This is a genomic window from Zoogloea oleivorans (genome assembly GCF_008107625.1).
GTDB classification, from domain to species: Bacteria; Pseudomonadota; Gammaproteobacteria; order Burkholderiales; family Rhodocyclaceae; genus Zoogloea; species Zoogloea oleivorans.
The window spans coordinates 6,727-20,555 of record NZ_SDKK01000044.1 but is presented as its reverse complement, the minus strand read 5'-3'; the positions used below and the strand labels follow the sequence as shown (position 1 = coordinate 20,555).

Sequence of the window (13,829 nt, the reverse complement as noted above, 5' to 3'; positions counted from 1 at the left end):
TGGTGAAACAGTGGCGGCTGAGCCGAGGAATTGAGCAATAAGCATGAGTTACATAAAGAAACTCGTTCTAGTTGTTATGACAGTGAGCAGCATCTCTGTTAGTGGGCAGGGATGGGAAATACCAAAACACAGTCCTGGGCTTAAACCAGACGCACAAGCTGGGAAGTCACTTTTCAATAACCAGTGTGCTGCGTGTCATGGCGCAGATCTGAAGGGGACCGCGAAGGGACCTCCGTTCCTTCATCGCATCTACCTCGCATCCCATCACTCTGATATGGCTTTTCAGATTGCAGTAAAGAATGGCGTTCGTTCCCACCATTGGCAATTTGGGGACATGCCTCCAATTCCACTCGTTACGCCAGACAGCGTGGCACACATAATCGCCTACATTCGTCGCGAGCAGCAGAAGGCTGTTATCGAATAAGTAAGGGTAAAAGTACGATTGAAAGTGAAAAAACAGGGAGAGCTTCCTGTCTTAACGATGTCTGAAATGTAATTCGAGCCTCACCTGATTGTCAGTCAGAGGGTCTCAAACTGATCGCTCCGCGTTGTATGCGGAAACAGCAGAGAGACAATTGACATGACAATCAGAACTTTACACTTGGAAACGGGGCGACATCTCCTCGGTGGGGCAATGCAAACCAAGCACCTTGTCCATGGCTTAGAGGAGCGTGGAGTGCCTGCTCTCCTTGTCTGTCCTGACAACGGTGAGCTTTATCGTGCGGCGACGCGAGAGGGGCTTGATGTTCAAGGCGTGCGTTATGGAGGTGATCACGACCTAAGGATGATCCTGACACTGAGCAGGATCATCCGCTCGGCAAAGCCAGATATCGTACATTTGCACAGCCGCCGAGGCGCAGACATCTTGGGCGCCTTGGCCGCAAAGTGGGTTGGACATCCAAATGTAATCATAACTCGGCGTGTGGACAATCCTATTTCAGTGGGGATGTTAAACGGCTTCTGTATTGGAAAAATCCCGAAGGCAATAGTTTGCGTCTCTGGCGGGATTTCAGATGTAATGAAGGAGGCTGGTTTTCCTTCTGATAAAATAACAGTGATTCATAGCGCGGTTGACGCAGGCGCATATGACTCGGCCTTGAGTAAATGGGAGGCCCGGAAACTCCTGGGTGTTTTGCCGGCATCTCCGTTGCTGTGTGTCATCGGACAGCTTATTCCTAGAAAAGGGCACCATGTCCTGCTGGATGCACTTCCTTCGTTAAGGGATAAATTCAAGGACATCCGTGTCCTGATTGTGGGAGGCGGAGCAATTCGTTCTAGACTTGAAGCTCAGGTTCATAGGCTTAATCTTGATGGGTGTGTTCAATTCATGGGTTTTCGCTCTGACATCTCCACAATTCTCCGTGCCAGTGACCTGTTAGTCCATCCAGCACTTCGAGAGGGGTTTGCCAATGTCGGTCTGCAGGCGATGGCAAGCGGAATCCCTGTTGTCGCCACGAGTGTAGGTGGAATGCCAGAGATGGTTCAACACGAAATAACGGGTCTTGTTGTCCCCCCTGGAGATTCAAAGTCGCTAGCGCAGGCGATAGAAGAGTTGCTCTCCAATCCAGGAAAGCGTTCTATGATGGGGCGACTAGGACAGGATATTGTCCGGGAGAGCTTCTCTGTTGAAAAAATGGTCGATTCAAACCTTGCGCTATACCAAAAGATTTTGGCTTCGCATCCTTCTTGATTCAGACCGCAGGAGATAAGCGCAGATTTTTCTGTCAACTTAACGCAAATGGAGGTATTGATGAAGAAAGTCGCAATCGCCATGGCTGCGGCCATGCTGCTAGCTTTAGGGGGGTGCGCCAGCTCTGGCTTTGCCCCTGATGACAGCGGAGGGCACGTCCACTCAGGGCACTCACACTAAACTACTCAAGAGACGCGACCGGCTGATTACTCGTGCACATCAACCGTGTCGCGGGATCCATTTCGTTCAACACAGTCAATTCCCACCAACAGCGTAGTCGTATGAGCAGACCCGTGAGGACTGGATCAAGCTCGTGATGGTCGCGGCCCGTTTGCCGGCGCGCATCGAGCCGGCAAACGGGCAAGTTCTTGCGCACGATGGCAATCGGCCGGATATGGTTCTCGATTCAATTGTTATGTGTGCCGTGCAAAGGCACCTGCCGACTTAGCCCCGGAAGCAGATCGGAGCGTTGCTACCTCATCGGTGGAGGCCGGAACTTTCAGCCTGAAGGCTTTAGCAAGAGGGAGTCGCCGGACCTTACTCAGGGCAGGAATCAACTGATTGGCCGACCCAACCGTCAGGGCCACCCTCCGGGCGATTGGAGGCTGTGTCGGCAGCGCCGAGCGAACTCTAAGACGCTGCCTGGCCGGCTTGCCCGGCGTACCAAATGATGGCAATCGTTGACATGAGGTAAGACGCGGGGCAGCCCATCAATGGCAAGAGCAGGCGGCGCAGCACGACCAAGGCTACAGGGAACCCTTGCATATGGTCAGTGGGTCAGTGCCTTCGCGCAGACCTCGTTCGAAAGTCGTCTTCGCAGGGCTTGAAGGTCACGCCGTCGAATCGACCGCAAAAGCTCCGTCATTCTGAATTATGTAGGCAGCCCGGACTCATTGAACAGGCCCTCGAACAGTACCGAGCTCAGATAGCGCTCGCCCGAATCCGGCAGAACGACGACGAGGGTCTTGCCTTTGTTCTCAGGACGTCGCGCCAGGCGGCTGGCCACGGCCGCTGCCGCGCCGCTCGAGATGCCGGAGATGATGCCCTCTTCGCATGCAAGGCGGTGGGCGTAAGCGACAGCCTCCTCGTTGCTGACCTGCTCGATGGTGTCGACCAGCGTGAGGTCTAGTACCTGTGGCACGAAGCCGGCGCCGATGCCTTGGATCTTGTGCGCCCCCGGCTTGACCGGCTCGTTGGCGCGGGTCTGGCTCAGCACAGGGCTGGCTGATGGCTCGACTGCCACCGACTGCAGTTTGGCGCCTCGTGTCTGCTTGAAGTAGCGGGAAACGCCGGTAATGGTGCCGCCGGTGCCGACGCCCGAGACGAAGATATCGACCTTGCCGTCAGTGTCGTTCCATATCTCCGGCCCAGTGGTCGATTGATGGATGGCCGGATTGGCCGGATTCTTGAACTGCTGCAGCAGTACGTACTTGTTCGGGTCGGAAGCGGCAATCTCCTCAGCCTTGGCAATCGCCCCGCCCATGCCCTTGGCGCCTTCAGTCAGAATTAACTTGGCGCCGTAGGCGGTGAGGAGCTTCCGGCGCTCCAGGCTCATGGTTTCTGGCATGGTCAGGGTCAAAGGGATGCCGCGGGCGGCGGCGACGAACGCCAACGCAATGCCAGTATTGCCGCTGGTCGGCTCGACCAGCTCCTTGCCCGGCCCAAGCAGGCTGCGCTTGTCGGCGTCCCAGATCATGGCGGCGCCGATCCGACACTTCACCGAGTAGGCGGGATTGCGCCCCTCGATCTTGGCCAGCACTGTGGCGGGCGCGCCGTCGATGATGCGGTTGAGGCGAATAAGGGGCGTGCGCCCGATGGACAGCGAATTGTCGGCAAACCAGTTAGACATAGCGTCACTCTCCTTTTATTGGAAATGCAGTTGAATCTAGGGCCAGCCAGCGTACTGCCAGCCAAGTACAGATAGGTTCTCTCATTCAATGCGAATGGCCATTGTGAGATCCGCGCTTCTTGAATCGCTTCAGTAACCCTCCGCGAGGAATCCCAATCCGAGCCCCGACTAGAATCATTGCAACAATCCAATCCGCATTTACATGCCTTCAGTATGCCCGATTCAAGCTGACTTTCATGGAGCACGTGCATTACATTGTTGTAAGCCAGCCGCTAGTCTTGTCGCCGACCATCCTCAGTGACTCGACCACGCCCAACATCGTGCCCCCCCTGCCAGCGCTTGGCATTCACCTTCCCTGCATTACCAACCACCCAGAACTCCTGCCGCGCAAAGCGATCGTGGAATTCCTCGGAAAAGCGGGCATACGGTCCGGCGTGCTGCAGCGCCTTGCTTTAGACAAGGCCGAAGCGCTCTCGAAGCGTTACCTGAAGGGAAGGCTGATTGCCTTTGACGGCCAGCAGGTAGTCGGCCTTCTTCACCGCTTGAATTTAAAATGCCGCTCCTTGATTTTGAATCCTTTCAAAAAGGTGACGCAAATGTAATGAAGTGGATATCTCTCCGTCAGTCTGCGAATGGTACCGTCGAGTTGCATTCAGGATGAGGAGCAATGATGAAAATCGCACATGCTATCAACGCAGCCGTACTCATTGCGCTTGCTGGATGTACCTCAGTACCCTCAGGAGGCCTCGTTCCCGAAACGATTTCCCATGCAGAGACGTCGGCGGAGCATCTGCAGATTGCCGATTACTATTCGCGAAAAGCTACAAGCTACGACGCCGAAGCGGCTTGGCACGAGAAAACGGCACATTCGTACCTGGGACGGCCGAAGGGCGATCCCGCAGCGATGGCTGCGCACTGCCGCTCCCTCTCTCTGCAATTCACGAATTCCGCTCGGGAGGCCAGAGCCCTGGAACACGCACATCGACAGTTAGCCAGGGGCGCAGCAGATACCCATCAATCCCCAGCTCAAAGCCGCGGCAGTGATGCTCACTAGCTAGTGTATGAAGGGGTAAGAGGCGGCATCGTAGTTCGATCAAGCAGGTTGGGCGGGAATGCTGTTTTTTCGTTGAGGATGTCGGTTTTCAAAAGACGCAGAACGTATTCACGGAAGGGGAGGCATCATGTTTTTTTCAAACGTGTTTCGTAGCCGTTTACCTCGGACAGCCTTGATTCTATCTGTTCCCCTGTCCTTGGGTGGGCTGATCGCGACGGCACCGAGCGCGCGTGCGGTGCCCAGCATGGCGCGACAGACCGGGTATGAATGTAGTAAATGCCATACCGTTTTTCCCGAGCTCACACCTTATGGGAGGCGCTTCAAGCTCGGCGCATTTGCCGATAGCTCAGAAAAGTGGGATGAGCGTCCTTGGACGCAACGCCTTCCATTTTCCGCAGCACTGCAAGGCTCTCGAACGAGTACGAGCGATACCGCCGCGGGCGGAACGGGATCGTCTGATTTTCCGCAGAATGACAAAACGATTCTTCAGACGGCCGCGATCTATTATGGCGGAAAGATCATGGACAACGCCGGCGCACTCGTTCAATACAATTATGATGGGATCGAGAAGCGATGGGGCGTGGAGATGTTCGACGCAAGGTACGCCAATGGCGTGACGGTGGCGGGCAGGGAAATGACTTATGGCGTCACCCTGAATAATAGTCCGACCGTATCTGACATATACAACAGCACCCCTGCGTGGGGCTTTCCACACACCGGATCAGCAGCCACGCAAATGCCTGCCGCGTCAATCGTGGATATGACGCTTGCCAGCAAGGTAAGCGGTGTAGGTGTTTATGGCATGTGGGACGATCTACTGTATTTTGAGCTGGCTAATTATAGAACAGCAAAGACCGGTTTTTTCCGTTTTATGGCCCTGGGTCAGTCCTGGAATTCAGACGAGTTGGCTGGCAGCGTTGTAGAGGGCAACTCGCCATATTGGCGTTTGGCATTGCAAAAGGAATGGGGCCCGCACAGCGTAGCGGTTGGCACCTATGGTCTTGTCTCGAGACTCAAACAGGATGCTAACGTACCATCCCTTGGAGCCAATCGATATCGGGACATCGCCTATGATCTGAATTATCAGTTCATTAGTGGCGAGCATTCGGCGTCGTCACGTCTAACCTGGATCAACGAAAGGCAGCGCCGAAATAATGCTGTTATCAGCGAGGGGCTGGCATCAAATTCGATTAATACCCTAAAAACCCTCCGGATTGACGCGCACTATTATTTCCGACGCCAGTGGGGAGGGGGGGTGCAGTATTTCAGGACGACCGGCAGCACTGATGAACTCCTCTACAACACTGGCGACTCGCTCATGGGAAGCACGAATGGCAGCCCAAACACTAAAGGGTGGATTGCCGAGATCAATTACCTGCCGGTGACCAACGTCAAGCTCGCCTTGCGTTACACATGGTTCCAGCAATTCAATGGTGCGAGCACTGATTATGTGCCAGGGCGCAATGCGTCGGATAATAATAGCTTATTCCTGATGGGGTGGGTTCTGTTCTGACGGCATCGAAGATGTATCAACGAAGTCGATCCGAAATGGGTCAAGCATTTTATAAGGGGATAACAAGTGAGTGCACATAGAAACCGGCTTTTCGCTGCCTTGTCTATTTCGATTGCAGCGGCGGGGCTCTCTGCAGGGGCTTATGCTGTCGATGAGGAAGCTGCGCGGGCGCTCGCTCGCCAGAACGGGTGTTTTAAGTGTCATTCTGTTGAGAAAACCCTGGATGGCCCGGCCTACAAGAGTGTGGCAGCCAAGTATCGGGGTAAGGCCGATGCAGAGGCCCGGTTGATCACTCATATCACGACGGGAGAAAAGGCGAAATTCCCGGATGGTCATGTGGAAGAACACAAGATCATCAAGACAAAGGACATGAACGAAATAAAGAACTTGGTGAGCTGGATACTCTCCTTGTAGGTCATCAGCGTTCGGCGGGAGCGCGCATCCTGGATATTCAGTTGTGCGTGAGCGCTTTAACGATTTGGGGCAGCTGACGAAAGGAACGGGAATGAACAATCCGCCCAAAAGACTAGGGCATGCATGGCAAGTGCTCAGAAGGCCTAGTGCCAAATATTCGCTGCTGTCTCTGCTGGTGATCGGCTTTTTTTCGGGGATTTTCTTCTGGGGAGGATTTCATACAGCCTTGGAGGCAACGAACACGCTTGAGTTCTGCACGGCATGCCACGAGATGCGGGATACCGTCTTCCAGGAGTATAAACAAACCATCCACTACAGTAATCGAACAGGTGTTCGCGCTATTTGTTCAGATTGCCACGTTCCAAAGGATTGGACTCACAAGATGATCCGTAAGGCCAGGGCCAGCCTGGAAGTTTGGGGGAAGATCACTGGCGCTATAGACACGAAGGAAAAATTCGAAGCAAAACGCATGACGCTCGCGACGCACGAATGGGAAAGGATGAAGGCGTCAGATTCCCGTGAATGTAGAAATTGCCACAGCTATGACGGCATGAGTGGCGAGTTTCAGAAACAAACGGTCTTCGTAAAGCACCAGAAGGCCGATGCGGAGGGGCAGACCTGTATAGATTGCCACAAAGGCATTGCACACAAACTGCCCAGGGAGTATCGGGATAGTAACGAATGAGGGCCGTTCCGATCGCACGGCGAAGAGATGATGGCGCGCCCAAGGATCAATGCGAGACATAGTCAATGGAGAACGTTATGTTCAAGTACATTCTGGTATTCGTATTGACGAGTGCGATCAGTGCCGCGGCGCTCGCGAATGATGCCGCCCGGGCAGAAGCGAGACAGGTCTTTAATCTCAAGGATGGCTCAACCCTTTACATTTTCAATGATGGAAAAATGGCCATGGAGGACCGCTATGGCCGAGCTGCAAGGATGAAGCCAGATACTGTAATGGAAACGCGAGACGGTCAGAAGATCATGATGCATGGCGATGAAGTCATGCGCCTTGAGTCTCTGCTGAAGAAAGATCATTCTGACGGATATTAATGGAATGCAGCGGGCGTGTCAGCCGCATTGATCGTCTCTCCCAAGTATTGACGCAATTACTTTCCCATCTCAGTAAACCAACAGATGCAGAATTGCCATGGGTAGAAAGGTGGCGCATCGTGCCCCCCGCTGTCAGTGATCACTTGGTCTCATTTCTCACCAGCCTTGCAATCGGTCTTTTGATCGGGATTGAACGGGAAAGAACGGGCTCATCTGTTGGTTTGCGAACCACCGCGTTGGTAGCCCTGTTCGGATCCGTTGCAGCCTTGGTTAGTCAAAGTGCTGATATCCCTTTTTTTCTTCCGATTGCATTATTGTCGGTCACTTGGATTGTCACCATCCAGCCCATAGAGGCGGGGCATAGCGGGGTCTCCGGCGGCGGGTACACGACCCGCATTGCCGTGGTTCTTTGCTTTAGTTTGGGTGCGATGGTTTCGCTGGGGCACGGCCAATACGCAGTCATGGTGGCGATCGTCTCGGCCACCCTTCTCCATTTCAAGGCGCAATTGCGAAGCCTGGGCAAGCGGATCAGTCCTCAGGATCTGGTGTCAATTCTTCAGTTTTCAGCTTTAAGCTTTATTGTCCTGCCTCTACTGCCGAAGACGGGCTTTGGGCCCTATGGCGCCTTCAATCCACACCACGTCTGGATTATGGTCGTCCTGATCTCGGGCTTAAGTCTCATCGGCTATCTTGCAATGCGAATTGTTGGAAATATGGGGGCCCCCTTGCTGGGCGTGCTCGGTGGACTTGTTTCGAGTACCGCGACAACACTTGCGTATGCGCGCCATGCGCAGCGGTCCCCCAACTTGATCTCACTATCAACATTCATCATTTTAGTGGCCAACGTGATCGTGCCTTTACGCCTTGGAGTGATTACTTTAACCGTATCGCCTCAGATGATGGTGACGCTTTGGCCGGTGTTGATCGGGAATTTCGTGGCAGGAGGCGTGGCGGTGTTTCTTCTATGGCGCGAGATTGGACAGAGTGAGCAATTGCCGCTACCTGTGGTAACGAATCCCACCGAAATTAGAGCTGCACTCACATTCGGCGCGATGTACGCAGCTATCCTTCTGCTGGCGTCCTGGCTTTCAGATCTGGCTGGGAATCGAGGGCTCTATCTCGTTTCATTCATCTCTGGTTTAACTGAACTGGACGCCATCGTTCTTTCCACGCTTCGATTGTTTGAAACACAGAAACTTGAGGCCGTACAGGCCGCTCGCGCCATAGGCATCGCGATACTATCGAATCTCGTGTTTAAAACCGCGCTTTTGGCTTGGATTGCGGGACATGGCTTTCTGCGACGCTGCTTGCCGGGGATGGCGGGAATTGGTCTGGGTGTAGGCATAGGGCTCTGGTTTGTGAAGTGAGGAAGAGCGACAAAGAGACAGAGCCCGAAAAACGTTCAAAGAAGATGCGCCCAGGGGAAGCCTTCTGCGTGGACTCAGAACTTAAAATGCGGAAAAATAGGATCGCAACGCCGCTCGATGCGTATTGCTGCGACTTCATTGTCAATAATATCGAAGTGGCTGATGTTCTGCCGAGCCATACTCACGGGCAAGGACTGTTTGCTTCAAGAAATATTGAGGCAGGAGTCGTGCTGGCAGTGCTGGATGGACAGATTGTGGAATATGATTTCTATCATCAGATTAAGCGATCCGTTCAGCTATCAGAGGCAGTTAATAATTATTTATTTATGGAGTGGAACTGCCTTGGAGAGGGGCGAATATTGGCGAGAATGTTTCGCACAAAGTACAGCTTCATTAATCATTCCAGAAGTCCGAATTTGGTTCTGACCGGACTTCCTCTTGAGGTCAGGACGATAAGGGCGATTCATGCCGGCGAGGAGCTTTTTCTAGACTATAGCGCTGAGCCATTACCCGAAAGCTATCTTTGCGGTCCCGGTGCGGCGTATCTTTAGAGTTGTGCATCTTGTCTACGAATCCCTCTTTGGGTTCTTTTTGCAGGATGTATTACGTTTTTCATGGCTATCCAAGGAGAGGTTACACGTGATCCGTCATCCCCCCTTGATCTGCCAGGATCCGGTCTGTGGCATGGATGTGATTATTGCTGAGTCTCGCTATCTGGCGATCTATCATCAAATGACTTTTCACTTCTGTTCGGCACAGTGCCGGGATCACTTTCTGGAGGCGCCGGTCTTATATGCCGGAGCAGTCCGCCGAGAGGACGTCAAGGCCATGCCCAAACGCCGTGTGCTGAGGATCGCGACGGGTGCGGCGCTTGACGAAGCCTGCCGCCGCCTGCGGGCGATGATGGGCGTGACCTCCCTGTCGGCCAAGGGCAGACGACTCTGGGTGGACCACGACATGTGGCAGGTCTCGCTTCACCAGATCGAGACGGAAACTCTGGGCGCGGGCCTCATCTTCAAAGGTGGCCTGCATGCCTTCCGGCGCAGCCTGTGGCGGTTTTTCGAGCACAACGAACTGGAAAATGCGGCCCACGCCGGCACCCTGGCGTGCAGTAGCCGTCCACTGACGCCGCGCTGATTCTTGTCCTGCAACGTAGGAGGCCGTGATGATCGATTCTCGTGAGCCATCCCAAGCTGGAGCGGATGGTCATCCTCACCATTTTCGGCGTGGCAAGTGGGTGTGGTGGGTGTTTGCCGCGATCGCCCTGTTCTACCTGCTGACGGAACACCGCGCGCATCTGTTTGGTGTCTTGCCCTACCTTTTTCTGCTGGCCTGTCCCCTGATGCACCGTTTCATGCATGGCCATCACGGTGCTCACAAGTCGCATGGTCGCGATACCGGTGAAGGAGGAGACGGCCATGGACGCCAGTAACGGTGATTACGGGTTGTGGACGCTCGTCGCCATCAACTCGATCTTCTTCATCCTGTTTGCCGCCAGTTACTTCAAGCCGCAGAGCAAGCAGGACTGGCGAACGCTGGGCATGTTCTCGGCCTTTGTCGTCGCCCTGTTCACGGAGATGTACGGCTTTCCGCTGACCATCTACCTGCTCTCGGGCTGGCTGTCGGAGCACTTTCCGGGCATCAACTGGCTTTCCCACGATGCAGGACATCTGCCCGAAATGATTTTTGGCTGGAAGGCCAATCCCCATTTCGGCCCCTTCCACCTCCTGTCCAGTCTCTTCATCCTCGGCGGTTTCTGGCTCCTCGCTGATGCCTGGCCAGTGCTCTATGCCGCGCAGAAAGCGCAGACGCTGGCCTCGACGGGCCCCTACGCCCGAATCCGTCATCCCCAGTACGCCGCCTTCATTCTCATCATGATCGGCTTCCTGCTGCAGTGGCCGACCCTGGTCACGCTCACCCTGTTTCCTATCTTGCTTATGACTTACATCCGCCTGGCGAGACGGGAAGAAAGACAGGCACTGGAAGCATTCGGCGAGGAATACCGCGACTACCTGCTCAGAACGCCCGGATGGTGGCCAAAGTGGGGCAGCCACCCGACGTCACCTTGAAGGCCGGGTAACGATCAAGGTCGAGACAAAAAGGAGTTGTCATGACATCCCCAGCGTCCGGACACGTGCACGACCCTGCCCATCATCACGTTCCGTCCTCTTCTGGGCAGGCCGCACCAGGAAGCGCGACAGACCCGGTCTGCGGAATGACGGTGCAGCCGGAATCGACTTTCCAAAGTGAGTGGGAAGGCGTGACTTACCGCTTCTGCAGCAGCAAATGCAAGACCAAATTTGATGCAGGCCCGCGTGGGCACTTGCAGCCTGCAAAGCCCGCCGTCACCGATCCCGGCACCGAATACACCTGCCCGATGCATCCGGAGATCCGGCAGATCGGTCCGGGAAACTGTCCGAAATGCGGAATGGCCCTCGAGCCGGTCCTGCCTGATCTGGCGACCGAAGACGACAACAGCGAATACCGGGATTTCCGTCGGCGTTTCTGGTTCAGTTTGCCGCTTACCGTTGTGGTGGTCTTCCTGGCGATGGCAGGCCATCTGCTCAGCGGTCTGTCGCCGACCCTTCGCAGTGGCGTGGAACTGGTTCTGAGCGTACCCGTCGTTTTATGGTCTGGCTGGCCTTTCTTTGTTCGGGGCGCGCAGTCGGTGGTCCATCGCAGTCCCAACATGTGGACGCTGATCAGCCTGGGTACGGGCGCGGCTTTCCTTTATAGCGTCGTCGCGACGCTGGCACCTGGCTTGTTTCCATTGTCGTTCATGGCGCATGGCCGGATCGGCGTCTATTTTGAAGCAGCAGCCGTCATCATTTCGCTGACGCTGCTGGGCCAGATGCTGGAGTTACATGCCCGTTCGCAGACCTCGGCGGCAATCAAGTCGCTGCTGGGCCTGGCACCGAAGACCGCACGGCGGATCCTGGCCGATGGCAGTGAAGAGGATGTTCCGCTCAACCATGTCCATGTCGGCGATCTCCTGCGCGTCCGGCCCGGCGAGAAAGTGCCGGTGGACGGCGTGGTGGTCGAAGGAAGCAGTTCGGTCGATGAGTCGATGCTGACCGGCGAACCCTTGCCGGTCAGCAAGCAGGCACCGGACAAGGTGATCGGTGCAACGATGAACACCTCCGGCAGCCTCGTCATTCGTTCGGAGAAGGTGGGCGCGCAAACCATGCTTGCACAGATTGTGCAGATGGTCGCCCAGGCCCAGCGTTCCAGGGCCCCGATGCAACGTCTGGCCGACGTGGTGGCAGGGTATTTTGTCGCCGCGGTGGTCACCGTCGCCCTCGCCAGCTTCTTTGCCTGGGGGCTGTTTGGAGGCGATCAGGGCTGGGTCTTCGGACTCATCAGCGCCGTCTCGGTGTTGATCATTGCCTGCCCCTGCGCCCTTGGGCTGGCAACCCCAATGTCGATCATGGTGGCGACCGGCAAGGCCGCCACGCAGGGCATCCTCTTTAGGGATGCCGCTGCAATCGAGGATCTGCGCCGGATCGACACGCTGATTGTGGACAAGACCGGCACCCTGACCGAAGGGCGCCCCGCGTTCGAGCGGGCCGTCGCCTTGCAAGGCAACAGCGAGGACGAGATTCTCCGGCTCGCCGCCAGTCTCGACCAAGGCAGTGAACACCCTCTGGCCGATGCCATTGTGCGTGCGGCGCGTGAGCGGGGGATGAGCCTCGACAAGGTCGAGCAGTTCGAGTCGGCGAGCGGTATTGGCGTACACGGCATCATTGGAGGGCGATGCCTGGCCCTCGGTAACGTGACGCTGATGGCGCAGGAGGGTATCGAGCTTGGACCCTCCACCGAACTTGCCGAACACGCCGAGGAACTCCGCAGGAGTGGGGCCAGCGTGATCCATCTTGCCTGTGATGGGCAGCTTCTCGGTCTGCTGGCTGTTTCCGATCCGATCAAGGCAAGTACACCGGAAGCCTTGGCGAGCCTGCGGGCGGCCGGGCTACGCGTAGTGATGGCGACCGGAGATGGTTTGACCACCGCACGCGCGGTGGGCCAGCGCCTGGGTATCGATGAGGTCTACGGAGAAGTTAAACCGGCCGACAAACTTGCACTCGTGGAGAGGTTTCAGCGCGAAGGACATGTCGTGGCGATGGCCGGTGACGGCATCAACGACGCACCGGCCCTCGCCAAGGCCGATGTCGGCATCGCCATGGGAACCGGGACCGATGTAGCCATGAACAGTGCGCAGCTGACCCTCGTCAAAGGCGATCTGAGAGGCATTGCCCGTGCCCGTGCGCTGTCGGTCGCCACGGTCCGCAACATGCGGCAGAACCTGGCCTTCGCGTTTCTCTACAACGCCCTCGGAGTCCCGATTGCCGCCGGCGCCCTCTATCCGGCATATGGACTGGTTCTCTCGCCGATGATTGCCGCCCTGGCGATGAGTTTTTCGTCGGCCAGCGTGGTCGGCAATGCACTGCGCCTCAGGAAGGCAGAGACAGGCAAACAGACTTCCTGACATTTCAAGGACAGGGATGTAATGGTTGCGTCACCCCTTTGTCAGTCGCCAGATCGCACACTGAGCGTGCGAACTCACAAGGAGGCAACATCATGAAACGCAATTTGGGTGTGACACTTGCTGGCGTAGCACTGATCCTGACCTTGGGTGCTTGTTCATCAACGCCCCCCGTTGCAGAGATCCCGGAGGCCATTTCCAGTGCTTCAACTGCGGCTGACCACCAACGTATCGCCGACTACTTTGCCAAGAAGGCCGTGAGTTACGAGACGGAAGCCAAGCAACACGAAAAAATGGCGGCCTCTTACTCTGGCCGTCCGAGAGGTGATGCGGGTTTGTGGGCGGCCCACTGCAGCAATCTGAAGACCAAGCTCAAGGAAGCGGCCCAAGAGGCCCGGGCACTGGAAAA

The 13,829-nt window shown here is 55.9% G+C and carries 15 protein-coding genes; 14 read left to right on the top strand and 1 reads right to left on the bottom strand.

The genetic code is table 11. The annotated features are described in order from the left end of the window. Positions 1-43: 43 nt before the first annotated feature. Both ETQ85_RS24720 and ETQ85_RS24715 read left to right on the top strand, forming a co-directional pair. The gene (locus ETQ85_RS24720; protein ID WP_148581666.1) at positions 44-424 is read left to right on the top strand and encodes a c-type cytochrome; all 381 of its coding nucleotides are present in this window, start codon (positions 44-46) and stop codon (positions 422-424) included. A gap of 156 nt (positions 425-580) precedes the next feature. Beyond that, complete coding sequence (locus ETQ85_RS24715) at positions 581-1,690, top strand: glycosyltransferase family 4 protein (RefSeq protein WP_342781986.1); 1,110 nt, start codon at positions 581-583, stop codon at positions 1,688-1,690. An 871-nt stretch (positions 1,691-2,561) separates the two neighbouring features. Here the strand turns inward: ETQ85_RS24715 and cysK are convergent. Continuing rightward, positions 2,562-3,539 carry a cysteine synthase A gene (gene cysK, locus ETQ85_RS24710; protein WP_148581665.1) on the bottom strand — a complete coding sequence of 326 codons (978 nt, stop codon included), beginning with the start codon at positions 3,537-3,539 and terminating at the stop codon, positions 2,562-2,564. A gap of 236 nt (positions 3,540-3,775) precedes the next feature. Between cysK and ETQ85_RS24705 the strand changes: the two genes are divergently transcribed. The 12 genes from ETQ85_RS24705 to ETQ85_RS26440 form a co-directional block, all read left to right on the top strand. Next, positions 3,776-4,141 (top strand): hypothetical protein, encoded by a 366-nt coding sequence (locus ETQ85_RS24705; protein WP_148581664.1) that lies wholly within the window; start codon positions 3,776-3,778, stop codon positions 4,139-4,141. Between the two features lie 579 nt (positions 4,142-4,720). After that, on the top strand, positions 4,721-6,106 hold the full coding sequence (locus ETQ85_RS24700; protein ID WP_222862299.1) for a hypothetical protein: 1,386 nt from the start codon (positions 4,721-4,723) through the stop codon (positions 6,104-6,106). A gap of 66 nt (positions 6,107-6,172) precedes the next feature. Then, the gene (locus ETQ85_RS24695; protein ID WP_148581663.1) at positions 6,173-6,520 is read left to right on the top strand and encodes a c-type cytochrome; all 348 of its coding nucleotides are present in this window, start codon (positions 6,173-6,175) and stop codon (positions 6,518-6,520) included. Between the two features lie 91 nt (positions 6,521-6,611). Then, the gene (locus ETQ85_RS24690) at positions 6,612-7,205 is read left to right on the top strand and encodes a NapC/NirT family cytochrome c (RefSeq protein WP_148581662.1); all 594 of its coding nucleotides are present in this window, start codon (positions 6,612-6,614) and stop codon (positions 7,203-7,205) included. Between the two features lie 77 nt (positions 7,206-7,282). Beyond that, positions 7,283-7,573: a periplasmic Cu(I)/Cu(II)-binding protein CopK gene (gene copK, locus ETQ85_RS24685; protein ID WP_148581661.1), complete on the top strand. Its 291-nt coding sequence runs from the start codon at positions 7,283-7,285 to the stop codon at positions 7,571-7,573. After that, entirely contained in the window at positions 7,573-8,940 is a 1,368-nt protein-coding gene (locus ETQ85_RS24680) for an MgtC/SapB family protein (RefSeq protein ID WP_246128899.1), read from the top strand. The genes copK and ETQ85_RS24680 overlap by 1 nt, the downstream gene beginning before the upstream one ends. Beyond that, positions 8,937-9,491, top strand: coding sequence for an SET domain-containing protein-lysine N-methyltransferase (locus tag ETQ85_RS24675; RefSeq protein ID WP_148581660.1), 555 nt, complete (start codon positions 8,937-8,939; stop codon positions 9,489-9,491). Before ETQ85_RS24680 ends, ETQ85_RS24675 begins: the two co-directional genes overlap by 4 nt. 88 nt (positions 9,492-9,579) lie before the next feature. Then, complete coding sequence (locus ETQ85_RS24670; RefSeq protein ID WP_148581659.1) at positions 9,580-10,077, top strand: YHS domain-containing protein; 498 nt, start codon at positions 9,580-9,582, stop codon at positions 10,075-10,077. Between the two features lie 28 nt (positions 10,078-10,105). Continuing rightward, positions 10,106-10,372 (top strand): DUF2933 domain-containing protein, encoded by a 267-nt coding sequence (locus ETQ85_RS24665; RefSeq protein WP_148581658.1) that lies wholly within the window; start codon positions 10,106-10,108, stop codon positions 10,370-10,372. Continuing rightward, positions 10,359-11,009: a methyltransferase family protein gene (locus ETQ85_RS24660; RefSeq protein ID WP_148581657.1), complete on the top strand. Its 651-nt coding sequence runs from the start codon at positions 10,359-10,361 to the stop codon at positions 11,007-11,009. The genes ETQ85_RS24665 and ETQ85_RS24660 overlap by 14 nt, the downstream gene beginning before the upstream one ends. 41 nt (positions 11,010-11,050) lie before the next feature. Beyond that, a complete protein-coding gene (locus ETQ85_RS24655) occupies positions 11,051-13,423 on the top strand; it encodes a heavy metal translocating P-type ATPase (RefSeq protein ID WP_148581656.1) in 2,373 nt (790 codons plus the stop codon). A 92-nt stretch (positions 13,424-13,515) separates the two neighbouring features. Beyond that, on the top strand, positions 13,516-13,829 hold a 314-nt coding region (locus tag ETQ85_RS26440; protein ID WP_187394857.1), incomplete at its 3' end, for a hypothetical protein.